24 protein-coding genes are annotated in these 23,125 nt (G+C 61.1%); 8 read left to right on the plus strand and 16 right to left on the minus strand.

Features of this window, described 5'->3' with window-relative positions; translation table 11 throughout:
* The first annotated feature begins 2 nt into the window (after positions 1–2).
* Positions 3–1,016, plus strand: coding sequence for a Holliday junction branch migration DNA helicase RuvB (gene ruvB, locus BUC04_RS01235; protein ID WP_067654339.1), 1,014 nt, complete (start codon positions 3–5; stop codon positions 1,014–1,016).
* Positions 1,017–1,087: 71 nt separating this feature from the next.
* On the opposite strand, the gene BUC04_RS01240 is transcribed toward ruvB, so the two are convergent.
* The 3 genes from BUC04_RS01240 to BUC04_RS01250 form a co-directional block, all read right to left on the minus strand.
* Positions 1,088–1,441, minus strand: coding sequence for a DUF1294 domain-containing protein (locus tag BUC04_RS01240; protein ID WP_200804645.1), 354 nt, complete (start codon positions 1,439–1,441; stop codon positions 1,088–1,090).
* Positions 1,442–1,446: 5 nt separating this feature from the next.
* A complete protein-coding gene (gene gloA, locus BUC04_RS01245; protein ID WP_067654343.1) occupies positions 1,447–1,860 on the minus strand; it encodes a lactoylglutathione lyase in 414 nt (137 codons plus the stop codon).
* A gap of 413 nt (positions 1,861–2,273) precedes the next feature.
* Entirely contained in the window at positions 2,274–2,759 is a 486-nt protein-coding gene (locus tag BUC04_RS01250) for a YbjN domain-containing protein (RefSeq protein ID WP_067654345.1), read from the minus strand.
* A 117-nt stretch (positions 2,760–2,876) separates the two neighbouring features.
* Here BUC04_RS01250 and BUC04_RS01255 point away from each other — a divergent pair, with 117 nt between their 5' ends.
* Positions 2,877–3,398 (plus strand): CAP domain-containing protein, encoded by a 522-nt coding sequence (locus tag BUC04_RS01255; protein WP_067654347.1) that lies wholly within the window; start codon positions 2,877–2,879, stop codon positions 3,396–3,398.
* 36 nt (positions 3,399–3,434) lie between these two features.
* Here BUC04_RS01255 and BUC04_RS01260 read toward each other — a convergent pair whose 3' ends face one another.
* Positions 3,435–4,469, minus strand: a complete 1,035-nt coding sequence (locus tag BUC04_RS01260; RefSeq protein ID WP_067654349.1) for a Glu/Leu/Phe/Val dehydrogenase dimerization domain-containing protein — start codon at positions 4,467–4,469, stop codon at positions 3,435–3,437.
* Positions 4,470–4,665: 196 nt separating this feature from the next.
* Here BUC04_RS01260 and BUC04_RS01265 point away from each other — a divergent pair, with 196 nt between their 5' ends.
* Positions 4,666–5,076, plus strand: a complete 411-nt coding sequence (locus BUC04_RS01265) for a DUF4826 family protein (RefSeq protein WP_067654351.1) — start codon at positions 4,666–4,668, stop codon at positions 5,074–5,076.
* Between the two features lie 86 nt (positions 5,077–5,162).
* On the opposite strand, the gene BUC04_RS01270 is transcribed toward BUC04_RS01265, so the two are convergent.
* The 8 genes from BUC04_RS01270 to rluE all read right to left on the minus strand — a co-directional run bounded on the left by BUC04_RS01270 (position 5,163) and on the right by rluE (position 13,613).
* Positions 5,163–6,293, minus strand: coding sequence for a ribosomal protein uL16 3-hydroxylase (locus BUC04_RS01270; protein WP_067654353.1), 1,131 nt, complete (start codon positions 6,291–6,293; stop codon positions 5,163–5,165).
* Between the two features lie 124 nt (positions 6,294–6,417).
* Complete coding sequence (locus tag BUC04_RS01275; protein ID WP_067654355.1) at positions 6,418–7,992, minus strand: acyl CoA:acetate/3-ketoacid CoA transferase; 1,575 nt, start codon at positions 7,990–7,992, stop codon at positions 6,418–6,420.
* A 417-nt stretch (positions 7,993–8,409) separates the two neighbouring features.
* A complete protein-coding gene (locus BUC04_RS01280; protein ID WP_067654357.1) occupies positions 8,410–8,607 on the minus strand; it encodes a hypothetical protein in 198 nt (65 codons plus the stop codon).
* 690 nt (positions 8,608–9,297) lie between these two features.
* Complete coding sequence (gene purB / locus BUC04_RS01285; RefSeq protein WP_067654359.1) at positions 9,298–10,665, minus strand: adenylosuccinate lyase; 1,368 nt, start codon at positions 10,663–10,665, stop codon at positions 9,298–9,300.
* 37 nt (positions 10,666–10,702) lie between these two features.
* Positions 10,703–11,311 (minus strand): high frequency lysogenization protein HflD, encoded by a 609-nt coding sequence (hflD, locus tag BUC04_RS01290; RefSeq protein WP_067654361.1) that lies wholly within the window; start codon positions 11,309–11,311, stop codon positions 10,703–10,705.
* Between the two features lie 11 nt (positions 11,312–11,322).
* Complete coding sequence (gene mnmA / locus BUC04_RS01295) at positions 11,323–12,426, minus strand: tRNA 2-thiouridine(34) synthase MnmA (protein WP_067654363.1); 1,104 nt, start codon at positions 12,424–12,426, stop codon at positions 11,323–11,325.
* An 86-nt stretch (positions 12,427–12,512) separates the two neighbouring features.
* Positions 12,513–12,968: an NUDIX hydrolase gene (locus tag BUC04_RS01300; RefSeq protein WP_067654365.1), complete on the minus strand. Its 456-nt coding sequence runs from the start codon at positions 12,966–12,968 to the stop codon at positions 12,513–12,515.
* 3 nt (positions 12,969–12,971) lie between these two features.
* On the minus strand, positions 12,972–13,613 hold the full coding sequence (rluE, locus tag BUC04_RS01305; protein WP_073325504.1) for a 23S rRNA pseudouridine(2457) synthase RluE: 642 nt from the start codon (positions 13,611–13,613) through the stop codon (positions 12,972–12,974).
* Positions 13,614–13,755: 142 nt separating this feature from the next.
* Between rluE and BUC04_RS01310 the strand changes: the two genes are divergently transcribed.
* Both BUC04_RS01310 and icd read left to right on the plus strand, forming a co-directional pair.
* Entirely contained in the window at positions 13,756–16,014 is a 2,259-nt protein-coding gene (locus BUC04_RS01310; protein ID WP_067654367.1) for an NADP-dependent isocitrate dehydrogenase, read from the plus strand.
* 147 nt (positions 16,015–16,161) lie between these two features.
* A complete protein-coding gene (icd, locus tag BUC04_RS01315) occupies positions 16,162–17,415 on the plus strand; it encodes an NADP-dependent isocitrate dehydrogenase (protein ID WP_067654369.1) in 1,254 nt (417 codons plus the stop codon).
* Between the two features lie 57 nt (positions 17,416–17,472).
* Here icd and cspD read toward each other — a convergent pair whose 3' ends face one another.
* On the minus strand, positions 17,473–17,682 hold the full coding sequence (gene cspD / locus BUC04_RS01320) for a cold shock domain-containing protein CspD (RefSeq protein ID WP_067654371.1): 210 nt from the start codon (positions 17,680–17,682) through the stop codon (positions 17,473–17,475).
* A 200-nt stretch (positions 17,683–17,882) separates the two neighbouring features.
* Between cspD and clpS the strand changes: the two genes are divergently transcribed.
* Together clpS and clpA are read left to right on the plus strand one after the other, a co-directional pair.
* A complete protein-coding gene (gene clpS, locus BUC04_RS01325; RefSeq protein WP_067654373.1) occupies positions 17,883–18,197 on the plus strand; it encodes an ATP-dependent Clp protease adapter ClpS in 315 nt (104 codons plus the stop codon).
* Positions 18,198–18,226: 29 nt separating this feature from the next.
* A complete protein-coding gene (clpA, locus tag BUC04_RS01330; protein WP_067654375.1) occupies positions 18,227–20,512 on the plus strand; it encodes an ATP-dependent Clp protease ATP-binding subunit ClpA in 2,286 nt (761 codons plus the stop codon).
* Positions 20,513–20,606: 94 nt separating this feature from the next.
* Here the strand turns inward: clpA and infA are convergent, their stop codons facing one another.
* From infA to aat, 3 genes are all read right to left on the minus strand, one after another.
* Positions 20,607–20,825 carry a translation initiation factor IF-1 gene (gene infA, locus BUC04_RS01335; RefSeq protein ID WP_028115266.1) on the minus strand — a complete coding sequence of 73 codons (219 nt, stop codon included), beginning with the start codon at positions 20,823–20,825 and terminating at the stop codon, positions 20,607–20,609.
* 73 nt (positions 20,826–20,898) lie between these two features.
* Complete coding sequence (locus BUC04_RS01340) at positions 20,899–21,600, minus strand: arginyltransferase (RefSeq protein ID WP_073325506.1); 702 nt, start codon at positions 21,598–21,600, stop codon at positions 20,899–20,901.
* On the minus strand, positions 21,593–22,306 hold the full coding sequence (gene aat / locus BUC04_RS01345) for a leucyl/phenylalanyl-tRNA--protein transferase (RefSeq protein WP_067654377.1): 714 nt from the start codon (positions 22,304–22,306) through the stop codon (positions 21,593–21,595). The genes BUC04_RS01340 and aat overlap by 8 nt, the downstream gene beginning before the upstream one ends.
* A gap of 58 nt (positions 22,307–22,364) precedes the next feature.
* Between aat and BUC04_RS01350 the strand changes: the two genes are divergently transcribed.
* On the plus strand, positions 22,365–22,829 hold the full coding sequence (locus BUC04_RS01350; RefSeq protein ID WP_067654379.1) for an outer membrane lipoprotein: 465 nt from the start codon (positions 22,365–22,367) through the stop codon (positions 22,827–22,829).
* The last annotated feature ends 296 nt before the right edge of the window (positions 22,830–23,125 follow it).

Here is a 23,125-nt window from a genome sequence, read left to right on the forward strand (position 1 = left end):
CCATGATTGAAGCGGATCGCCTGGTGGCGGCCCCGGTAGTAGACCGGGAAGAGGCGGTGATCGACCGGGCCATGCGGCCTAAGATGCTGACCGACTATACCGGTCAGGCCGAGGCAAAGGCGCAGCTGGAGGTGTTTATCCAGGCCGCCCGCAACCGGGAGGAGGCGCTGGATCACCTGCTGATCTTCGGCCCGCCGGGCCTGGGTAAGACCACCCTGGCCAACATTGTGGCCAACGAGATGGGGGTGAACATCAAGTCCACTTCCGGCCCGGTGCTGGAGAAGGCCGGCGATCTGGCGGCGCTGCTGACCAATCTCGAGCCCAACGATGTGCTCTTTATCGATGAGATCCACCGTCTGAGTCCTGCCGTGGAGGAGGTGCTCTATCCGGCGATGGAAGATTACCAGTTAGACATCATGATCGGTGAGGGCCCGGCAGCCCGCTCGATCAAGCTGGATCTGCCGCCCTTCACCCTGGTGGGGGCCACCACCCGTGCCGGTGCACTGACCTCACCGCTGCGGGCCCGCTTCGGTATCCCGCTGCGGTTGGAGTTCTACAACGTGCGCGACCTGACTGGCATTGTTGAGCGCAGCGCCGAGGTGCTGGCGCTGCAGCTGGACAAGGAAGGGGCGGTGGAGATTGCCCGACGCAGTCGGGGCACGCCACGGATCGCCAACCGGCTGTTGCGCCGGGTACGGGACTTTGCCGAGGTGAAGTTCGATGGCGCCATCACCGCGGAGGTCGCGTCCAAGGCATTGGATCTGCTGGACGTGGATTCCGAGGGCTTCGATTACCTCGACCGCAAGATGCTGACCACCATCATCGACAAGTTTGCCGGCGGCCCGGTGGGGCTGGAGAACCTGGCAGCGGCCATCGGTGAGGAGCGGGAGACCATCGAGGATGTGCTGGAGCCTTACCTGATCCAGCAGGGCTTTCTGCAGCGTACTCCGCGTGGCCGCATGGCGACGGATCGGGCCTACCAGCATTTTGGCCTGAGCCGACCTGAGCCGACCTGAGCAGGCCTAAGCGCGGCTATCTGCGGACCACCAAACAAAACGCCGGGGCTCAATGCCCCGGCGTTGTCGTTCTAGCTGGCCATGCTGGCCCCGGAGAGCCGGAAGCCCGGCCCCTGCCACTGGTACAGGCACCAGAAGGCAAAATGCAGGACGACGATGCCGTAGAGCACGGCAAGGTAGCGTGTCTTGCGCGACTTATGGCGAAACACCCGGGCAGCGACAAAGGCACCGGGCCAGCCGCCGAGCAGCTCGAAGGTATGCAACACCCGCTCGGGGATGCGGCGACTGCCACGCAGGGCAAAGCGTTTGTCCAGGCCAAACAGCAGCAGGGTCAGCATACTGACCATGGCATACACGGGCAGCAGCACCATCGGGCCAAACAGCAACAGCAACAGTAGCCAAACAATGGCCAGCAGGAATCCCACCACGGTTACTGGCCCAGCCCTTCGTTGGCCTGGCTGCGCTGGATCAACTCAATCTTGTAGCCGTCCGGGTCTTCCACAAAGGCGATGTGGGTGGAGCCGCCCAGCACCGGGCCGGGCTCGCGGGTGATCTTGCCACCGGCGGCACGGATGCGGTTACAGGCCTGGTAGATGTCCTCGAAGCCCAGGGCGATGTGGCCGAAGGCGGTGCCCATCTCGTAGTTGTCCACGCCCCAGTTGTAGGTCAGCTCGATCACCGCGTGACCGTCCTTCTCATCGCCATAGCCGACGAAGGCCAGGGTGTACTTGTACTCTTCGTTGGTGGATTGGCGCAGCAACGACATCCCCAACACCTCGGTGTAGAAGGCGATGGAGCGATCCAGTTCGCCCACGCGTAGCATGGTGTGCAGCACTTGAGACATGACTTTTCCTTTGGGTAACAGTGAAACACGCAGGGCTCAGCCTACCAGAAGCACGGGCCAGATACAGGTCTGACGGCTGTCCCGCTGTGCTACTGCTCAGCCCTTAAACAACCTTGGACCAGCGCATGTGTTGTGTCCGGTTTTTGCCCTTTAGGGTGTGATCCAGCTCACGCTGCGGTGAGGCCAGATCCCATTTCACCGGGGAGTTCCTTAATCTAGGCATCGGGGGGAGATAACAACAACAATAGGGAGAGTTACGCAGTGAATACTGACGTAAAATATGCTTTGGCCACCACCGTGGCCTCTTTGAGCGTGATCGTGTTCCTTGGAGCTATGATCTTCGCCTAAAGAGAACGCCGGCATCTGCCGGCGTTTTTTTTGTTCCGAATACGAGCCGATAGCGGCTCAGCGCTTCAATGCATAAGCGCCCGTTCTGGTGCGGGCTGCGCCTCTTCTTCCGGTTCCTCGTCGCCCTGGTAGACCACACCGAGGCGATTAACCTCCGCCGCCGCCTGGCCCATTTGATCCATGCAATCCTGAACAAAATAGAGGAACTGCGACTGACTCATGCCCGGCGAAAGCGCCAGGTTGTGGCACATCAGGATGCGGGGCAGGGACTCGTCCACCATCTCGATGAAGATCTTGAGAGTGGGGAAGTGGGTATTGAGCCGCGACATCTCGGCAAAGGCGGTCATCAGGCCGGCCGGTCGCACCTCGATGGAGGCGGACAGATAAAGGAAATCGCCCTCGATCTCCACCTTGGCATCGTAGATCCCCGGGCACTCTTGCAGTTGATTGAGGTGTAACCCCTGGCAACTGCCACACAGGTAGTAGGGGATCTGACCATGATCGAGCCAGGCTTTCAGGGTTTCGTGATCCGGGATCAGCAGTGCGGGCATGGATGTGGTGTCTCTGGTAACGCTTGGCCGCACAGGATACTCCGAAGATGGCGAGATTTCACCATCTGCAGGAAACTGGTAGCGTAATGGCTTACGGACAACAAACGGAGAGTTAGGATGACGACCTGGTTGATGTTGGCGATGCTCGCTGGCGAGGTACCCCTGGAGTGCGGATTGCACCCCAAGGCACGGGAGTTAGCGGTGGCCATCATTCAAGACAGCCAGCAGCAGCGACTGCGGTTACGCTGTGATGGAATGCTGGCGGTGGTGGCGCAACGTAAGGCCAGGGAGATGGCGCAGCGGGGCAGTGTCAGTCATATCGGCGGCGGTGGTGCCAACAGCCGAGTGGTGGCCGCGGGCTACCCACTGGATAAGCGCTACGGCATCGGCATTGCCAATCAGATTGAGGCGGTGGCCGGTGGCATCGCCGATGTGGATGAGATCTGGGACGCGTTCAAGGACTCACCGGGTCATCGTGCTCACCTGTTGGGGGAGCATCCGGTCTATCTGCAGCAGGATGAAATTGCGGTGGGCTACCACCACGATTGGGAGACCCCCCACGTGGATTACTGGGTGGTTTACGTGGCACGGCGGGAGGATGGAAACCAGCAGCCGGTGGTGTTGATCAGCAAGGAGTAGGGGGCACGCCGCCGTGCCCCCGGTACTATTACTTAGTTACTTACGGGCGCCTTCGATGATCGCCTGGGCCATGTGGTCGGCGACCTCGCCGGTGGTTTGACCGCTCTTGTCGGACTCGGCAAAGATCGCCAGCAGGGTGTCGTAAATCTTACGCACCTTGGCCTCGGATGCCGCAGCGTCGTAATCCCGCTCGAACGACACGTTGATGATACCGCCGGCGTTGATGACGTAATCCGGGGCGTAGAGGATGCCACGCTCCTTCAGAGCCTGACCGTGGCGAGGCTCCGCCAGTTGGTTGTTGGCACAGCCGGCAACGATGCTGGCCTTGAGCTGCGGCAGGGTGTGGTCGTTGATGGTGGCACCCAGTGCACAGGGGGCGTAGACGTCCACGTCCTGGCTGTAGATGGCGTCCAGATCCACCACCTCGGCACCCAATTGGGTCGCCGCGCGATCCAGCTGCTCGGGGTTGAGGTCGCACACCACCAGCTTGGCACCGGCCTGGTGCAGATGCTCACACAGGTAGTAACCCACGTGGCCCAGCCCCTGAACCGCGACGCGGATCCCCTCCAGCGAGTCCAGACCGCGCTGGTGCTTGATGGCGGCCTTGATGCCCAGGAAGGTTCCCAGGGCGGTGAACGGGGAGGGATCGCCACTCTTGCCTTCCAGACCCGCCATGTAGGGGGTTTCCTGGTGGGCCATCATGATGTCACCGGTGTTGATGCCGACATCTTCCGCTGAGTAGTAACGTCCACCCAGGGCATCCACCGCACGGCCAAAGGCGCGGAACAGCGCCTCGGACTTGTCGTGCTTGGGATCGCCGATGATCACCGATTTGCCGCCACCGAAATCCAGCCCTGCCAGGGCGTTTTTGTAGGTCATGCCGCGGGAAAGACGCAGCACGTCGTTAAGCGCTTCCTCTTCGTTGGCGTAGGGCCACATGCGGCAGCCGCCTACCGCTGGGCCCAAAGTGGTGTCGTGCACCGCGATGATCGCCTTCAGGCCAGATTCTTTATCGTTTACAAACAGCACCTTCTCGTGCTGATCAAATGAGGGGTGAGAGAAAAACGCCACCTTGCCTGCTCCATAATGCCTGGGCTGCGATTGCAGTCCCGTCCTTCCAGTCTTGCCGGCAACCATACCAGCGCCGGGGCGAGAGGCCAAAAACGCTTCCCTTGGTGTTTGTAATCACAATGGAAAGCTGTCTTGACAAAAGGGTTACGCTCGGCAAAAGTGGCGACCTGGAACAGGCAAAGGATGAGAACAAGATATGGCCGACGTAATGGATCAAGAACAACAACAAGCCTGGGTACGGGAACAGTTTCAAAAGGCCAATCGCCACCTGGCGGAAAAGGGGATCCTGCCCGGCCGTGTGCTGGAGAAGGAGAGCCGCTACCTGCCGCCGCTGATTGCGCTTTGGAAGATGGAAGATCAGAGCCCGCAGAAGCGCCGTTACTGGGTGCTTTCCGGCGATCTGCCGACGGATCTGGTGGCGGACAGTGCCGCCAAGGACGCCCGCGAGGCGCTGCGTCACTTCGCCCTGTCCTGGCAGCTCAAGGGTGAGAACTTGCGCAAAAGCCAGGACAAGACCCAGCAGGACCTGGCCCGTTTGCTGATTGGCCGGGCCGAGGGGTTGTCCCAGTTGCACCAGGATGAGCGCCTGTGGGTCAACGAGGCCTGAGTAACCAACAAGTAAAAAAGCCGCCCAAGGGCGGCTTTTTTGATCGCTTTAGTGCGGCGTTTGTATGACTAAAGCACGGCCTAGGCTCAGTCCAGGTACCAGTAGCCGGCGTTGACCCACTGCAGTAGGGCATCGGCGCTGTCTCCGTCGGCCAGCAGCGGCTCAAGCTGGGCACCATTGAGGCAGTCTTCATCGGCCAGCAGGGAAGCGATGGGGCGCAGCGGCTCTGGCAGCACCCAGCATTGGCCATCAAGGAACAAGCGGTTCTGCTGGTCTCCCTCCAGCTGCAACACCTTGAGACCGCCGATCCGCTGCAATGCCTGGCCTTGCTGCAACGCGGTGTGTAACTCATCAAGGCTCAGTGGCTGCTCTGGCGGCCACAGCGCCAACTCGAACCGATTCTGGCTCAGCAGGGTGCCCAGTAGGGTGGGCCAGGTACTGGCATCGTCGACCATGGCGTGGACCAGCTCGGCCATCCCCTGTTGATGCTGCTGGCTGATCTGAGCCGGGGCCTTGGGCTCTGATTGGCTGGTAAAGCGGGTCTGGCCCAGGTCCTGGTCCAGTAGGGTGTCGGCCAGGGCGGAGATCAGCTCCTGCTGGCTAGGCGCGCGAAAGCCGACGGAGTAGGACAGGGAGGGGCTGAGGGTCTGGCCGGCATGGGGGTAGCCCGGCGGGATGTAGAGCAGATCCCCCGGCTGCATCACCGCATCGATGATGGGGGTAAAGTCCTCCACCAGTGACAGGCCCTGGCTGTTATCACGACGCGCGTAGTTACCGCGGTCACCGACCTGCCAGCGGCGTTCACCACGGCCCTGGATGATGAACACGTCGTAGTTGTCGATGTGGGGGCCAACGCCACCACCGGGCACCGCAAAGGAGGCCATCACATCGTCAAAGCGCCAGTCCGGCAGGAAACGAAAGGCCTGCGCCAGGCATTGCGCCTCCGGCAGGTAGTGGTTGATCGCCTGCACCAGCAGCTGCCAGTTTTCGCTGCCGAGGCTATCGTACTCCTCCCGGGGGCCGGACTCACCGCGCCAGGCATCACCCTCCCGGATCACGATGCGACTGGCCACGCCCTCTTCCAGCGCCAACCCGGCCAGCTCGTCCGGCTCCAGTGGGTCAACAAAGTCTTGGAAGGCGCCGGGGATCAGCACAGGCTGCTGCTGCCAGTAGCGCTGAAGGAACTCTTGGGTGTCCAGTGAAAGGCGGTAGGTCATCAGTGTCTAGGGTCTTGGTATGGAGTTAAGCCCGGCAGTGTATCCCATATGGCCATCAAATGAATGGCCATTGCCATTGGCTTTAGCGCAGCCGTAGCCGTTGCCGCCCCTGCTGCTGCGAAGCCTATCGGCTCAGTGGGGCGCTGGGTTGCTTCAGACCCATGGGCCCGGGCTGGAACAGGCGTGCATCCATGGTGGTCAGCTCGGTACTGATGCTGGGAGCAAAGGCCATCTTGGCCAGAACGTCACGCTGTAGATCCACCCCGGGGGCGATCTCCACCAGCTCCAGGCCCTCTGCGGTCAGGCGAAAAACCGCGCGCTCGGTGATGTAGAGCACCCGCTTTTGCTGGCGCGCGGCCCGGGGACCACTGAAGGTAACCTGTTCCACCTGGGGGACGAACTTGAAGGTTTCGCCGTCCTGATGAATTACCAGCTCGCCATTGGTGATCTCGAGCTGCTGTGGGCCTGCGGTGAAGGTGCCGCAGAAGATCACCTCCCGGGTACTCTGGGTGATATTGATAAAGCCGCCGCAGCCGGGCAGGCGTTCCCCGAAGCGGGACACGTTGAGGTTACCACGGGCATCGCACTGGGCCAGCCCGAGAAAGGCCTGATCCAGGCCGCCGCCGTCGTAAAAATCAAACTGCTGATCCTGGGTGACGATCGCCTCAGGGTAAGCCGAAGCGCCAAAACTCAAACCACCGGCGGGGGTGCCACCAATGGCGCCGGGCTCTACGGTCAGGGTCAGTCGTTGCAGCTGCTCCTCTGCCGCCACTTCGGCCACCCGTTCCGGCAGGCCGATCCCCAGGTTGAGGATGGCACCGGGCTTGAGCTCCATCGCTGCCCGACGGGCGATCACCTTCTTGGCGTCCAGCGGACGAGTGCGGGGACACTCTTGCTGATGGTTCTTGCCGCGACCGCAGTACTGCTCGTTATGGGCCTCGCCAAAAGTCTGCATATGCTCGGTGGGGTCGTCGCAGAGCACCACGGTATCCACCAGGATCCCGGGGATCCGCACCTGTTGGGGATCCAGCTGGCCGCATTCGACCCTGCGTTTGACCTGAACAATGACATGGCCACCCTGGTTCTTGACCAGCTGGGCGATGGCCAGGTTCTCTACGAACAGGCACTCATCCTCCATGCTGATGTTGCCGTTGGCGTCGGCGCTGGTACCGCGAAGCAGCGCCACATTGGCGTCGATGCGCCGGTAGAACAGCTGCTCCTGGCCCTGCAGTTCCACCAGCTGGACCCAATCTCCTTGGGTGGCGGCGTTGATGCGGCCGCCCTCGATGCGCGGGTCAACAAAGGTCTCCAGGCCGATGTGGGACAGGGTGCCCAGCTTGCCGGCCGCCGAGTCGCGGTAGAGCTGAGCAATCACCCCCTGGGGCAGGTTATAGCCCTGGATCTTCTGCTCCCTGGCCAGCTTTTGCAGCTGCGGGATCAACCCCCAGTGACCACCCAGGGCAAAACGAACCAGTCCCTCCTGGGCCAGATGGTTGACCGAACGCTTGCCGCCATCGCCCTGACCGCCGGCAAAGTAGAGCGACAGGTCCCGCGGCCGACCGGTGCGCTCGAAGCGCTCGCCCAGGGCCCGCTCAAGCGCCTCCGGCACCACTGAGCCGATAAAGCCCCCGAGGATCAGGTGATCGCCATCCTGTATCAGTGCCACCGCTTCCGCCGTCGAGACAAAGTTGACCGCCATGGCGTGCCCTCCCAGCGCCAATCCCAAAGAATCCATTGCTGTTAAGTTGGGCCAAGCCAGAGGCTCAGACCAGACTACTTTGGTAGGTAGTCCGGCAGGTGTGATTGGTAACGACGATCTTCGGCAAGACCTGCTTACCCTCGGTAGGGATATTCCTTCGCCGATAGCCTCGGCGTTGATTTAGGCTCAGTCGCTAGGTGGCTTGTTGGAATGGTGGCTGAGGTGCGCAGGAGAATCCGCTTCTTACATCGGTAGAGGCGGTGCAGGCGTACGCAGCGGATAAGGTGGATGCCTGAGTGCAATTTCGTATGGCACATTGCCTCGAAACGCAACGGACAACGCTAAAGCAGGGCACCGCGTCAGAGCAGCGCCTGCGTCGCGATTGGGTTGTACCGCGGCCCGAGCTAAACCGGATCGCTAGTTGGGTTTGGCTTTGTCCTTGGAAGTGGTGAGCTTTGAGCCTGCGCCCTTGGCTTTGAGCAGCGCCACCATGGCCGGTTCCAGCTCATCCTCCGCCCACTTCTTTTGTTCTGTCGGCTTGCGCTGCGCACGCCAGGCGGCAATCAGGGCAACCGCCGCTGCCGGAACCGCCAGCAACACAAAGATTTCGAACATCCCTTCTCCTTAATACAAACGGCTAGCCTGACGGACACGTTAGCAACCGCGATTGGCGGTCGCCATGACCTGAGGGGCTTTGCAGGTTTGCTGATATCAGGTAGGGCCCGGTATGGCGGCATGAGCCTCTGTGAGAATTGTGCTGTCGCTCACTTGTTGTCTTGCCAATCGATAAAAGGTTCACGCCGATCTCCGGGGAGGAGATCTAATTGAAGCTTTGATAATCAACGAAGTCCTCACGACTCCGTTCGATTAGCCATCCAAGGCCTGATGAACCAATGGCCCTTGCGCCGACTTTGAGGTGCCCGAGCAGAGTCGTCATTGGCAAGGCTGAGGGCCAGGACGGCCTGAGTGCCCAGCGGAGGCATGGGTGAAAGCCAAAGGCTTGAACGCGTAAGCAGGGATGCTGGAGCCGGCCTTTGATGCGAAGCATGGATTGCGCAGCAGCAAAGCCGACTCTGGGCTGTGCCGCCAGTTGATGTCGTCGATGCGAGGATTCAGCACCGATTGGAGGCGACGGGGGTTCCAAGGGGGCGGGACGCCCCTTTGGTTGCTGTCGCCAACGCGACAAAATTTCCGAGAGAATGGCGATTGATCTCACTAGTGAGAATCAACCCCCGAAAATCTGCGAAGAACAAAAAAACCGCCCCTGACAAGGGGCGGTTTCTGTAGTCACTGAAGCGTTAAGGCTTACAGGGACTCCACGAACTCCACGGCACGGCCGATGTAGTTGGCGGGGGTCAGCTGCTTGAGCTCTACCTTAACGGACTCCGGCAGCTCCAGGTTGTCGATGAACTCGGCCATGATCTGCTGGTTAACGCGCTTACCACGGGTCAGCTCCTTGAGCTTCTCGTAGGGCTTCTCGATGCCGTAGCGACGCATCACGGTCTGGATCGGCTCAGCCAGCAGCTCCCAGTTGCTGTCCAGTTCGTCCAGCAGCGACTGCTCGTTCACCTCCAGCTTGGAGATCCCCTTCAGGGTCGCCTGGTAGGCGATGGAGGAGTAGCCCACACCTACACCCAGGTTACGGATCACGGTGGAGTCGGTCAGGTCGCGCTGCCAGCGGGAGATCGGCAGCTTGGCGGCCAGGTGCTGGAACAGGGCGTTGGCCAGACCCAGGTTGCCTTCGGAGTTTTCGAAGTCAATCGGGTTAACCTTGTGCGGCATGGTGGAGGAACCGATCTCACCGGCGATGGTCTTCTGCTTGAAGTGACCCAGGGCGATGTAGCCCCAGATATCACGGTCGAAGTCGATCAGGATGGTGTTGAAGCGGGCCATGGCGTCGAACAGCTCGGCGATGTAGTCGTGCGGTTCAATCTGGGTGGTCCAGGGGTTCCAGGTCAGGCCCAGGCTGGTGACGAAGCGCTCGGACAGCTGGTGCCAGTCAACGTTCGGGTAGGCGGACAGGTGGGCGTTGTAGTTACCAACAGCACCGTTGATCTTACCCAGCAGCTGCACCTCAGCGATCTGCTTCACCTGACGCTCCAGACGAATAGCCACGTTGGCCATCTCTTTGCCCATGGTGGTGGGGGAGGCCGGCTGGCCGTGGGTACGGGCCATCATCGGCACCTTGGCGTAGCGCTTGGCCAGCTCGTAGATGGCGTCAACCAGCTGTTGCAGCTGCGGCAGGATCTCCTGCTCGCGGGCGTTGTGCAGCATCAGCGCGTGGGACAGGTTGTTGATGTCCTCGGAGGTGCAGGCGAAGTGAACGAACTCGCCCACGGCAGCCAGCTCGGCGTTGCCTTCCAGGCGCTCCTTGATGAAGTACTCCACCGCCTTCACGTCATGGTTGGTGGTGCGCTCAATCTCTTTCACCCGGGCCGCATCGGCTTCGCTGAACTGGTCAACGATCTGGTCCAGGTGTGCCATGGCGGCCTCGCTGAAGCAGGGGACTTCGGCGATCTCGGGGCAGGCGGCCAGCAGCTTCAGCCAGGAAATCTCAACCTGGACCCGGTACTTCACCAGGCCAAATTCACTGAAGATGCTACGCAGGCCCAGGGTGCGGCTGCCGTAGCGTCCGTCCACTGGGGAGATGGCAGTCAGGGCGGAAAGCTCCATGATAGCTCCTTGATATAGGGTTTTTAATTATCGATTTTTACAGGTGTTGGTTGGCGGTCTGCACCAGCGCGCGGCGGGCCATCACCAGGTGGCGGCGTTTGCCCCCCAATTGGCGCCACAGCACGGCGGAGCGAATGGCCGCCAACAGTAGGGTTCGGATCTTGTATTGGTTGCTGGTCTGCTGCAGCTGCATCGGGGTGCCGACCACCTGGATACGACTGCCCAGCGGGCTGATCACGTCGCTGTAAACCGAGGCCAGGTTGGACAGCACCTGCTCATCGGTCAGCTCGAAATGGTGGGTCTGGCGCTTCACCTGGGTCAGGCGTTCAGCCAACATGGACATCGCCGCCGGCTTGGCCGCCAGCTTGCGCTCCAGTGCCAGCACGCCCACCAGGTAGCGGGTCAGGTCGACGTCTTTGCGGCTGCCATCGCCCAGTTGCTCCACCACCACCTGGTAGCCGGTGGTGAGATCCACATCGGCGAATACCTGGTCCGGGGTCTCGGGATCGGTCACCAGGATGGACTGGACGCTGCCGCGCAGCATCTCTTCTTCAACGTGACCGTGGCGGGCGATATCACGTACCTGATCGATCGCCTGGCAGATGCCGGCGAAGGCCATGGTACGAAGCTCGATAGATTGACTCATTAACCGTCCTGTTAGCGGATGATGCGTTCGATGACGCCGCCACCTAGGCAGACCTCACCTTGATAGAATACGGCAGACTGGCCCGGAGTGACCGAACTGACCGGATCATGGAAGCGCACTTCCAGTTCGCCGTTGTCCAGCGGGGTCACGGTGCAGGGCACATCCTGCTGGCGGTAACGGGTCTTCACCGTCAACTCGGTGGCCTGTTGCGGCCCATTGCGATCCACCCAGTGCAGCTGGCCGGCGATCAGGCCGTTGGAGAACAGGCGAGGGTGGTTGGCACCCTGGCCTACCACCAGCACGTTGCGCTCCACGTCTTTGTCGACCACGTACCAGGGCTCTGCACCGGCGTCCTTCATGCCGCCGATGCGCAGACCTTTGCGCTGGCCCAGGGTATGGTACATCAGACCTTCGTGTTGGCCGATCACTTCGCCTTCACTGGTCTCGATGTTGCCCGGCTGCGCCGGCAGGTACTTGGCCAGGAAGTCCTTAAACTTGCGCTCACCGATAAAGCAGATGCCGGTGCTGTCTTTCTTGCCGGCGGTGATCAGGTCCTGCTCTTCGGCGATGCGACGTACCTCAGGCTTCTCCAGTTCGCCAACGGGGAACAGGGTCTGGCCCACCTGGTCTTCACCCAGGGTGTAGAGGAAGTAGCTCTGGTCCTTGTTGCCATCGAGGCCGCGTAGCATCTCGACGCTGCCATCGGCGTTATCGCGGCGACGCACGTAGTGACCGGTGGCGATGTAGTCCGCGCCCAGCGCTTCGGCGGCGAACTCCAGGAACGCCTTGAACTTGATCTCCTTGTTGCACAGGATGTCCGGGTTCGGGGTCCGGCCGGCCTTGTACTCCGCCAGGAAGTACTCGAACACGTTGTCCCAGTACTCGGCGGCGAAGTTGACGCTGTGCAACTCGATGCCCAGCTTGTCACAGACCGCCTGGGCGTCGGCCAGATCTTCCGCTGCAGCGCAGTACTCGTCGGAATCGTCCTCTTCCCAGTTCTTCATAAAGAGCCCCTCCACCTGGTAGCCCTGCTGGAGCAGCAGGTAGGCTGAGACGGAGGAGTCGACGCCGCCGGACATGCCGACGATGACCTTTTTATCGCGGTTCAGTGACATAGCTTTCTATTCGCTTGGCAAATTAAATACGGTGATTTTTGGGGCCGGTATTCTAGCACGGCGGCAGGGCCTGCCGCCAATGGCGCTTAGCCCCGATGCAGCCGTTTGTCCAGTATGGCGTCGATTGGCAGCCGCCGTCCGGCCTGGTAATCGTCGATGGACTGCAGCACCAGCGGGCTGCGCAGCGGCCAAGCGGTAATCTCCTCGCGACTGAGCCAGTGGCAGCGCTGGATCTGCGGATCCTGGGGCTGGGCCGGCAGTGGCTGGTCGAGCTCACAGCCGAAGGTGAAGCGGACAAAGGGGGTGCCATCAGCGGCAACAAACTGGTACACCGCCACCAGTTCCTTGGGTGCCAGCTGCAGCCCGGTCTCCTCCTCCAACTCCCTTTGGCAGGCGGCGGTCAGGTTCTCCTCCGCCTCCAGGTGGCCGGCGGGCTGATTGAGCGTGGATGTGCCCGCGATCAGCTCCTCCACCAGCAGGTAGCGCCCCTGGCAATGCACCACACAGGCAACGGTAACGTGGGGTAGGAAGCGTGAGCTCATGGCTTAATCCGTTGACTCCAGTTGGCGGTATTGGCCCAGGTCTAAGCCGTCCAGAGTCCAGCTGCCGATGCGGTAGCGGATCAATCGCAGCGTGGGGTGACCAATATGGGCGGTCATCCGTCGGACCTGACGATTGCGCCCCTCCACCAGGGTGACCTCCAGCCAGGTAGTGGGGATGTTCTTGCGCTCCCGGATAGGGGGATTGCGCGGCCAAAGCCAGTGTGGCTCTGTCACCACCTTCACCTTGGCCGGCAGGGTGGGGCCATCTTTCAGGGTCACCCCCTGGCACAGCTGCTTGATCGCCTCGTCACTGGGCTGGCCCTCCACCTGGACAAAGTAGGTCTTGCTGGTTTTGCGACCGGGCTGGGTCAGCTTGGCCTGCAGTTGACCGTCGTTGGTGAGCAGCACCAGGCCCTCGGAATCCCGGTCCAGGCGACCGGCGGGATAGACATCCTGCACCGGGACAAAATCCGCCAGGGTCTGTCGCCCCTGGCCATCGGTGAACTGGGTCAGCACGTCAAAAGGCTTGTTAACCAACAGGATTTTTCTCGGGCCAACGGGTCTGCGTGGCTTGGTGTGGGGGCGGCCCTGACCGGAGTTTGGCCGGGTGTTACGCCCTCTAGTGTTTCTATTACGTTGATGCATAAGGGTATTTTAACTGGAAACCGCCAGGTCCGACTAGCCTAAGCGCCCATTTCACTGACAGTGTGATTGATCTATCATGGGCGCCGAATTTGCGACCTAAGACACGCACTTCGGGTTAAGGATAATAAGGACAACGAAAACCATGTCGAAAATCATCTACACCTACACGGACGAAGCGCCCGCCCTAGCCACCCATTCACTGCTGCCCATCATCCGGGCCTACACGGAGGCGGCGGAGATCCAGGTAGAGACCCGAGACATCTCCCTGGCCGGTCGGATCCTGGCGGCGTTCCCTGAGCGCCTGAGCGAGTCTCAGCAGGTGAGCGACGCCCTGGCAGAGCTGGGTGAGCTGGCCAAGACCCCGGACGCCAACATCATCAAGTTGCCCAACATCTCCGCCTCCATCCCCCAGCTGACCGCCGCCATCGCCGAGCTGCAGCAGCAGGGCTACGATCTGCCCGCCTACCCGGAAGAGCCGAAGAGCGAGCAGGAGCATGACGTTCAGGCCCGCTACGCCAAGGTACTGGGCAGCGCAGTGAACCCGGTATTGCGTGAGGGTAACTCCGATCGCCGGGTGGCGGATGCGGTTAAGCAGTACGCCAAGGCCAATCCGCACCGGATGGGTGCCTGGTCGAGCCAATCCCGCTCCCACGTTGCCCATATGAGCGACGGCGACTTCTACAGCAGCGAGCAGTCCTACCTGAGTGAGCAGGCCGACAGCGTCACCATCCGCTGGGTGGGTAGCGACGGCGAGACCAAGCTGCTCAAGCAAGACATCAAGCTGCAAGCGGGCGAGGTGATCGATGCCGCCCGGATGGACAGCCAGGCACTCAAGCGCTTCTTTGCCGAGCAGATCGCCGATGCCAAGGCCCAGGGACTGCTGTTCTCTCTGCACCTGAAGGCCACCATGATGAAGGTGTCCGATCCCATCATGTTCGGCTACTGCGTCGAAGCGTTCTTCGCCCCGGTATTCGACAAGCACCAGGCGCTGTTTGCCGAGCTGGGTATCGAAGCCAGCCACGGCCTGGGTGAGCTCTACCGCAAGGTCGCCACCCTGCCGGCGCCGCAACGGGAAGCCGTTGAGCAAGACCTGGCCGCGGCGCTGGCGGAGGGCCCCAGCCTGGCGATGGTGGACTCCGACAAGGGGATCACCAACCTGCATGTGCCCAGCGACGTCATCATCGATGCCTCCATGCCGGCGATGATCCGCGCCTCCGGCCAGATGTGGAATGCCCAGGGCCAGCAGCAGGACACCAAGGCGGTGATCCCGGATCGCTGTTACGCCGGGGTGTACCAGGAGACCATCCGTTTCTGTCAGCAGCATGGCGCCTTTGATCCGGTGACCATGGGTAACGTCTCCAACGTTGGCCTGATGGCTCAGAAGGCCCAGGAGTACGGCTCCCACGACAAGACCTTCAAGATTGCCCAGGCCGGTGAGGTGGAGGTGATCACTCAAGGCGGTGAGGTGGTGATGCGCCACAGCGTGCAGGCCGGTGACATCTGGCGTATGTGCCAGACCAAGGCGGCGCCGGTACAGGACTGGGTCAAGCTGGCGGTCAACCGTGCCCGCGCTACCGGTCAGCCGGCGGTATTCTGGCTGGACAGCCAGCGTGCCCACGACGCCAACCTGATCGCCCTGGTGGACCGTTACCTTAACGATCACGACCTGCGCGATCTGGAGCTGAAGATCCTGGCCCCGGTGGACGCGGTACGCTTTACCCTCGAGCGGGTTAAGGCCGGCCAGGACACCATCTCGGTGACCGGCAACGTGCTGCGGGATTACCTGACCGATCTGTTCCCCATCCTGGAGCTGGGCACCTCCGCCAAGATGCTCTCCATCGTGCCGCTGCTGGCCGGTGGCGGCCTGTTCGAAACCGGTGCCGGCGGCAGTGCGCCCAAGCACGTACAGCAGTTTGTCGAGGAGAACCACCTGCGCTGGGACAGCCTGGGGGAATTCCTGGCCCTGGCGGTGTCGCTGGAGGACCTGGCGGCCAAGACCGACAACCCCAAGGCCAAGGTGCTGGCGGAGGCGCTGCACGTGGCCAACGGCCTGTTCCTGGAGAACAACAAGTCGCCGTCACGCCGGGTTAACGGGCTGGATAACCGTGGCAGCCACTTCTACCTGGCGATGTACTGGGCCCAGGTGTTGGCGGCCCAGACCAGCGACAGTGAGCTGCAGGCACTGTTTGCCCCGCTGGCGGAGGCGCTGTCTGAGCAGGAGGCGCTGATCGTCGAGGAGCTCAACAAGGTGCAGGGCCAGCCGGTCAATATCGGTGGCTACTTCCATGCGGACGCCGAGCGCCTGGCCAAGGCGATGCGACCCAGCGGTCGCTTCAACCAGGCGCTGGCGGCGTTCCAGGCGGCGGTGAAGGACAGAGTTCGACTGTCTCAGCCGGCCTGATGCCTTAAGCGCTAACGCCAAAGCGCTAACACCAAAGCAAAGCGCAAACCGCTCCCTAGGGAGCGGTTTTTCTTTTTGTCATATCGGCGTTACCCTAAGAAAGCATTCACCCCCGTGATCAATGCATCGACTGACAAGGAGAGCCAGATGGAATCCAAGATCCACGCCCCTGCGGGCGGCCAAGTGATTGCCCTAAACGACAGTGGCGCACTGTCTGTACCCAACAACCCCATCATCCCCTACATCGAGGGCGACGGCATCGGGGTGGATGTCACCCCACCGATGAAGGCCGTGCTGGATGCGGCCGTGGCCAAGGCCTACGGTGGTGAGCGTCAGATCCACTGGATGGAGATCTACTGCGGTGAGAAGGCCACTGCCACCTACGGCGCTGACACCTGGCTGCCGGAGGAGACCCTCTCTGCCGTGCAGGAGTACAAGGTGGCGATCAAGGGGCCGCTGACCACACCGGTGGGCGGTGGGATCCGATCCCTTAACGTAGCGCTGCGTCAGCAGCTCGATCTCTATATCTGTCTGCGTCCGGTGCGCTACTACCAGGGCACCCCCAGCCCGCTGAAGCAGCCGGAGCTGACCGACATGGTGATCTTCCGCGAGAACAGCGAAGACATCTATGCCGGGGTAGAGTGGCAGGCAGGTACCGCCAACGCCGACAAGGTGATCCGCTTTCTGACCGAGCAGATGGGGGTGACCAAGATCCGCTTCGAGCAGGAGTGTGGCATCGGCATTAAGCCAATCTCCCGTGCCGGTACCGAACGTCTGGTCCGTGCTGCCATTCAGTACGCCATCGACAACGATCGTGACTCTGTGACCCTGGTGCACAAGGGCAACATCATGAAGTTCACCGAGGGGGCATTCAAAGACTTCGGCTACGAGCTGGCCCAGCGCGAGTTTGGTGCCGAGCCATTGGACGGTGGCCCTTGGTGCCAGCTGACCAACCCCAACACCGGCAAGCCTATCGTGATCAAGGATGTGATTGCCGATGCCTTCCTGCAGCAGATCCTGTTGCGCCCGGCAGAGTACGATGTGATTGCCACCATGAACCTCAACGGCGATTACATCTCCGATGCCCTGGCGGCCCAGGTGGGCGGTATCGGCATCGCCCCGGGGGCCAACATCGGCGACGGTGTGGCGCTGTTTGAGGCCACCCACGGCACCGCGCCTAAGTACGCCGGCCAGGACAAGGTTAACCCCGGCTCGCTGATCCTCTCCGGTGAGATGATGCTGCGCCACTTAGGTTGGCTAGAAGCGGCAGACCTGGTGGTTAAGGGGATGGAAGGGGCGATCGCCGCCAAGACCGTCACCTACGACTTCGAGCGCCTGATGGACGGGGCGACCCTGCTCAGCTGTTCTGACTTCGGTCAGGCGGTGATCGACAACATGTAAGTGAAGCGCCAAATGAAAAAGCCGCCCGAGGGCGGCTTTTTTGGTTTTGGTCGGCAACTATTTGTTAGTCGGCTGGATGTTTGACGCGTGCATGCCCTTCGGGCCTTTTTCCATCTCAAACTGCACTTCCTGTCCAGCTTTAAGAGTGCGATAACCTTCCATTTCAATGGTTGAATAGTGCGCAAAGACGTCTTCGCCGCCCCCCTCGGGGCAAATGAAGCCGAATCCCTTTGCATTATTGAACCACTTCACCGTTCCTTGAGCCATACCTCGACTTCCTTCTGCTGTGTCCTTCCCACGAATCTTGTATTCACCTTCCACTGCCCATATAACAACAACTGAGGCGTTGGAATGTGGCAGCGGTGAACGCTGTACATTACCAATTAACAAAAGGATAACATGGTAGTCAAGTTTTTATTGCATCCGTGTTCCACCCATAACACATTCAGAGTGGCTAAGCTTTTCCGATGAGCAAGCAATTTGAAACGGACCACGTCGCCGAAAAGGAGAAACAGGAACAGAAGCTGGAGCCTCCCAGGCTCTACAAGGTGATCCTGAACAACGACGACTACACCCCGATGGAGTTTGTGGTCGAGGTCCTGACGCGATTTTTCAATATGAATGAAGAAAAAGCGACGGAAGTGATGTTAACCGTCCATTATAAAGGTAAAGGGGTGTGCGGGGTGTTCACGTTGGACATTGCCGAGACCAAGGCGGCACAGGTCAATCGATATGCCCGTGAAAATCAGCACCCTTTGCTCTGTTCCACAGAGCAGGCGTGATCCATCACTGAGGGGGATAGGTAGCGAATATGCTGAATAAAGACCTTGAGGTAACGCTCAACCACGCGTTTCAACAAGCGCGGAGAAACCGTCACGAGTTCATGACCGTTGAGCATCTGCTGTTGGCGCTACTGGACAATCCGTCGGCCAAGGAGGCGCTACTGGCTTGTGGCGCGCGGCTGGAGTCCCTGCGCAATGAGGTGGAGGTCTTTATTGAACAGACCACGCCGCTGATCCCTGAGGATGACAGCGAGCGTGAGACTCAGCCCACCCTGGGCTTCCAGCGCGTACTGCAACGTGCTGTCTTCCACGTACAAAGCAGCGGTCGCAACGAGGTGTCCGGTGCTAACGTGCTGGTGGCGATCTTCTCAGAGCAGGAGTCCCAGGCGGTCTACCTGCTGCGCAAATCCGACGTTACCCGACTGGATGTGGTGAACTTCATCGCCCATGGCGTGGTGAAACGGGATCAGCAGGAGCCGGACATGGGATCGGACAGCGACAGCCACGACAGCCCGAACCTGGGGGCCGAGAAAGAGGAGGAGGGCGGTGAGCGTCTGGAAAACTTCGCCTCCAACCTCAACAAGCTGGCCAGCTCCGGCCAGATTGACCCACTGATTGGTCGCCAGGACGAGGTGGAGCGCACCATCCAGGTGTTGTGCCGTCGGCGCAAGAACAACCCGCTGCTGGTGGGTGAGGCCGGGGTGGGCAAGACGGCCATCGCCGAGGGCCTGGCCTACCGCATCACCCAGGAAGATGTGCCTGAGGTGATGGCGGACTGCACCATCTACAGCCTCGACATGGGCGCCTTGCTGGCGGGCACCAAATACCGCGGTGACTTCGAGAAGCGCTTTAAGAACGTGCTCAAGCAGCTTCAGAAGGACCCTCACGCCATCCTGTTCATCGATGAGATCCATACCATCATCGGTGCCGGCGCCGCCTCAGGCGGGATGATGGACGCCTCCAACCTGCTCAAGCCGCTGCTCTCCAGTGGCAAGCTGCGTTGCGTCGGCTCCACCACCTACCAGGAGTACCAAGGGATCTTCGAGAAAGACCGGGCCCTGGCCCGTCGCTTCCAGAAGATCGACGTGGTGGAACCCACCGTGGCGGAAACCACCCAGATCCTGATGGGTCTGAAGAGCCGCTACGAGGAGCACCACCAGGTACGCTACACCCAGTCGGCCATCAGCGCCGCCTCCTCGCTCTCTGCCAAGCACATTAACGAGCGTCAGCTGCCGGACAAGGCGATCGATGTGATCGATGAGGCTGGCGCCCGGATGGCGATGTTGCCGATGTCCAAGCGTAAGAAGACGGTGTCGGTCAGCGACATCGAAGAGATCGTGGCCAAGATCGCCCGGATCCCCACCAAGTCGGTATCCGCCACCGACAAGGAGATCCTGGAGAACCTCGACCGCAACCTGAAGATGGTGGTGTTCGGTCAGGACCCGGCCATCGATGCGCTGGCGGCCTCCATTCGCCTGGCCCGCAGTGGTCTGGGCTCGGAAGGCAAGCCGGTGGGCAGCTTCCTGTTTGCCGGCCCCACCGGGGTGGGTAAGACCGAGGTGACCCAGCAGCTGGCCCGCGCCATGGGCGTAGAGCTGGTGCGCTTCGACATGTCCGAGTACATGGAGCGCCACAGCGTTTCCCGATTGGTGGGCGCGCCTCCGGGCTACGTTGGCTTTGACCAGGGCGGCCTGCTCACCGATGCGGTGATCAAGCAGCCGCACTGCGTGGTGTTGCTGGATGAGATCGAGAAGGCCCACCCGGACGTCTACAACCTGCTGCTGCAGGTGATGGACCACGGCACCCTGACCGACAACAACGGCCGTAAGGCGGATTTCCGCAACGTCATCCTGGTGATGACCACCAACGCCGGTGTGCAGGAGACGGTGCGTAAGTCCATCGGCTTCAAGCAGCAGGATCACAGCCTGGATGCGATGAGCGAGATCAACCGCACCTTCACCCCGGAGTTCCGCAACCGGCTGGACGGCATCGTCTGGTTCAACCATCTGGATATGCAGGTGATTGCCAAGGTGGTGGACAAGTTCCTGGTGGAGCTGCAGGCGCAGCTGGATGGCCGTGGTGTGCACCTGGAGGTCAGCGCCGAGGCGCGGGTCTGGTTGGCGGAGAAGGGCTACGACCGCAATATGGGGGCCCGCCCCATGGCCCGTGTGGTGCAGGAGCAGATCAAGAAGCCGCTGGCTAACGAGATCCTGTTCGGTGAACTGCAGAAGGGCGGTACCGCCGAGGTGGATATCCGCAACGGAGAGCTGGTGTTTGAGTACCGCAGCGACAAGGCGGAGGTGGTGTCAGACTGACCGCTAGGCCCTTGCCCAAAGCAGGGGCCGGCTTTAGCACCGGCCCAAACACAAAAAACCCCGCATCAGCGGGGTTTTTTGTGGGACGTTCGGATTAACGCGCGCGGAATACGATGCGACCCTTGGTCAGATCGTAAGGGGTCAGCGCCACGGTTACCTGGTCACCGGTGAGGATGCGGATATAGTGCTTACGCATCTTGCCGGAGATGTGGGCGGTAACCACATGTCCGTTTTCCAGCTCCACGCGGAACATGGTGTTGGGCAGAGTCTCCAGGACTGTGCCCTGCATCTCGATACTGTCTTCTTTTGCCATCGAGGAAATCATCCCGTTATGTAATAAAAAAATCGCGCGTATCATGCCGCAAAAGCGGTACGCTGTAAAGCGATCAGAGGGTGACCGGCTGCCAGCTTAGGCCGGTAAATCGTTCAGCGGGTTGAAATTGACGCTTGTAAGCCATCTTTTGGCATTGATCTATCTGGTAACCCAGATAGAGGTGCTGTCGGTTCAGGGCCTGGGCCAGTGCCACCTGTGCCAGTATAGCGCGGGTGCCAAGGGAGCGGGACGACAACGACGGCTGAAAGAAGGTGTAGGTGGCAGACAGGCTCTCGCCAAGCAGGTCCGTCACCGCCACCAGCACCAGCTCCTGATCCAACCAGGCCTCCAGAAACACCACCTCCAGCCAGGGGCTGAGCAGGAAGCGGTCAAACTGGGCGTCGGAGGGCGGATACATGGCACCGTCGGCATGGCGCTGGCGGATGTAGTCCTGGTACAGGGTGCGATGACGAGGCAGGGGACGCAGGCTGACCCGCCACTGAAGGTCGCGGTTCTTGCTCAATACCCGCTTCTGCGAGCTGCTGGGTTTGAACTGCTGCACCGGCAGACGCACCGGGATGCAGGCCCGGCACTGCTGGCAATGGGGCCGGTACACCTGGTTGCCGGAACGGCGAAAGCCCAGCGCCAGCAGCTGTTCGTACTGCTGCACATCGATGGGCTCGCAATTGAGCAGCAGCTGCTCCTTTTGATCCGGCAGGTAGCTGCAGGGAAAACTCTGGCTTAGCCCCAGTTTCAGGTTTTGGATCTCAGACATCCCACTCTCCCTGTTCCGTCCGCCATTGCGCCCAGGCCACCTCGCTGTCCCGGTGCCGCTGCAGTTGCGACAGGAACGCGTCTCTGCCCAGTACCTGGGCTCCCAGGCTGCGCAGGTGGTCGTTCTCAATCTGGGCGTCGATCATCGCCACCCCAAGGCGACGAAGCTCGCTACTGAGGGCGAAGAAGGCCGCCTTAGAGGCGTCGGTCCGGCGGTGAAACATCGACTCACCACAGAATACCGCGCCTATCCCCAATCCATACAGGCCGCCGATCAGCTCCTGCTCCTGCCACACCTCGATGGAATGGGCAAAGCCCAACTGGTGCAGGTGCAGATAGGCCTGGCGCATCGGTGCGCATATCCAGGTGCCCTGTTCGCCGCCCCGGGGCGCGGCACAGGCGCTGATGACCTGCTCGAAGGCCTGGTTCACACTGAAATGCCAGCCGTTTCTGCGAATGCTCCGGCGGGTGCTTTTCGAGACCTGATACTGATCAGGATAGAACACGGCCCGGGGATCCGGGCTCCACCACAGAATGGGGTCGCCGTCGTTAAACCAGGGGAAGATGCCATTGCGGTAGGCCCGAACCAGGCGTTTGGGGGAGAGATCACCGCCGATGGCCAGCAACCCGTTGGGTTCCTGCAGAGCCTGCTGCGGGGGCGGGAAGGGGGCATCACGGTAGTCGAGATACTGTACGGCGTTGAGCATGGTACCCTAAAAGACGAAGCCAACAATTGATGTTCTAGTGATAGAGGATGGCACGGTGATGAAAGCTTTGTCGACACTGCTGATGGCCCTGGTGCTGGTGGCCCCGCTGCAGGCGAACTACAACCGCAACAGCGCCGTCCCGGTACAGCAGGTGGTGTACGGGGATGTGGAGTCAGTGCGGGAGATCCAGCGTGAAGAGCTGGTGGAAGATCGTAACCGCGGCTGGAAGGTATTTGGCGGTGCCCTGCTCGGTGGGGTGATAGGCCACCAGTTCGGTGGCGGCTCGGGCCAGGATGTGGCCACTGTCTTGGGGGCCTTGGCCGGTGCCGGGGTGGCGGACCGACGTTCGCCGGCTTACCAGACCCGACAGTACCGGTTGATCGAGATGATGATCCTGACCGAGCCCGGCGACCGGGTGATGGTGGTGCAGGACCGGGATCCTGGCATGCTGTTCTCCGCCGGCGACAAGGTTCGGGTGGTTTACCTGCAAGGCGATCAGGTTCGGGTCGACAAGGCGTACTGACCGCTAGTAGAAGGAGCAGTAGCCCGACTCGACATCGTAATATTTGAGCTGGTTTAACCCGACCAAATATTGTGAACCACCCGTTCTTGAGCCGACTTAGAGGTGCCCTAGCGTAGGCGACACCGACCAGGCAGAGGGCCAGGATGGCCCGAATGACCAGCGGAGACATGGATGTCGACTCTGGTCTGTGCCGCAAGTCGGTGACGCCGGTGCTAGGGGTCAGCACCGATGGGAGGCAGCGGGGGTTCCAAGGGGGCAACCTGCCCCTTTGGTTGCCGTCGGCAATCCGACACAAA

The sequence above is a fragment of the Ferrimonas marina genome (assembly GCF_900129905.1).
Taxonomy (GTDB): domain Bacteria; phylum Pseudomonadota; class Gammaproteobacteria; order Enterobacterales; family Shewanellaceae; genus Ferrimonas; species Ferrimonas marina.

Excerpts from the sequence above, each read along its gene's own strand:
- rluE (WP_073325504.1), bottom strand. The coding sequence starts at position 13,613 with ATGCATCAACGTAATAGAAACACTAGAGGGCGTAACACCCGGCCAAAC.
- BUC04_RS01255 (WP_067654347.1), top strand. The coding sequence starts at position 2,877 with ATGACGACCTGGTTGATGTTGGCGATGCTCGCTGGCGAGGTACCCCTG.
- BUC04_RS01250 (WP_067654345.1), bottom strand. The coding sequence starts at position 2,759 with ATGCCCGCACTGCTGATCCCGGATCACGAAACCCTGAAAGCCTGGCTC.
- cspD (WP_067654371.1), bottom strand. The coding sequence starts at position 17,682 with ATGGCTCAAGGAACGGTGAAGTGGTTCAATAATGCAAAGGGATTCGGC.
- BUC04_RS01265 (WP_067654351.1), top strand. The coding sequence starts at position 4,666 with ATGGCCGACGTAATGGATCAAGAACAACAACAAGCCTGGGTACGGGAA.
- BUC04_RS01310 (WP_067654367.1), top strand. The coding sequence starts at position 13,756 with ATGTCGAAAATCATCTACACCTACACGGACGAAGCGCCCGCCCTAGCC.
- icd (WP_067654369.1), top strand. The coding sequence starts at position 16,162 with ATGGAATCCAAGATCCACGCCCCTGCGGGCGGCCAAGTGATTGCCCTA.
- BUC04_RS01275 (WP_067654355.1), bottom strand. The coding sequence starts at position 7,992 with ATGGCGGTCAACTTTGTCTCGACGGCGGAAGCGGTGGCACTGATACAG.
- clpS (WP_067654373.1), top strand. The coding sequence starts at position 17,883 with ATGAGCAAGCAATTTGAAACGGACCACGTCGCCGAAAAGGAGAAACAG.
- clpA (WP_067654375.1), top strand. The coding sequence starts at position 18,227 with ATGCTGAATAAAGACCTTGAGGTAACGCTCAACCACGCGTTTCAACAA.
- BUC04_RS01300 (WP_067654365.1), bottom strand. The coding sequence starts at position 12,968 with ATGAGCTCACGCTTCCTACCCCACGTTACCGTTGCCTGTGTGGTGCAT.
- infA (WP_028115266.1), bottom strand. The coding sequence starts at position 20,825 with ATGGCAAAAGAAGACAGTATCGAGATGCAGGGCACAGTCCTGGAGACT.
- aat (WP_067654377.1), bottom strand. The coding sequence starts at position 22,306 with ATGCTCAACGCCGTACAGTATCTCGACTACCGTGATGCCCCCTTCCCG.
- mnmA (WP_067654363.1), bottom strand. The coding sequence starts at position 12,426 with ATGTCACTGAACCGCGATAAAAAGGTCATCGTCGGCATGTCCGGCGGC.
- BUC04_RS01350 (WP_067654379.1), top strand. The coding sequence starts at position 22,365 with ATGAAAGCTTTGTCGACACTGCTGATGGCCCTGGTGCTGGTGGCCCCG.
- BUC04_RS01280 (WP_067654357.1), bottom strand. The coding sequence starts at position 8,607 with ATGTTCGAAATCTTTGTGTTGCTGGCGGTTCCGGCAGCGGCGGTTGCC.
- hflD (WP_067654361.1), bottom strand. The coding sequence starts at position 11,311 with ATGAGTCAATCTATCGAGCTTCGTACCATGGCCTTCGCCGGCATCTGC.
- BUC04_RS01340 (WP_073325506.1), bottom strand. The coding sequence starts at position 21,600 with ATGTCTGAGATCCAAAACCTGAAACTGGGGCTAAGCCAGAGTTTTCCC.
- gloA (WP_067654343.1), bottom strand. The coding sequence starts at position 1,860 with ATGTCTCAAGTGCTGCACACCATGCTACGCGTGGGCGAACTGGATCGC.
- ruvB (WP_067654339.1), top strand. The coding sequence starts at position 3 with ATGATTGAAGCGGATCGCCTGGTGGCGGCCCCGGTAGTAGACCGGGAA.
- purB (WP_067654359.1), bottom strand. The coding sequence starts at position 10,665 with ATGGAGCTTTCCGCCCTGACTGCCATCTCCCCAGTGGACGGACGCTAC.
- BUC04_RS01270 (WP_067654353.1), bottom strand. The coding sequence starts at position 6,293 with ATGACCTACCGCCTTTCACTGGACACCCAAGAGTTCCTTCAGCGCTAC.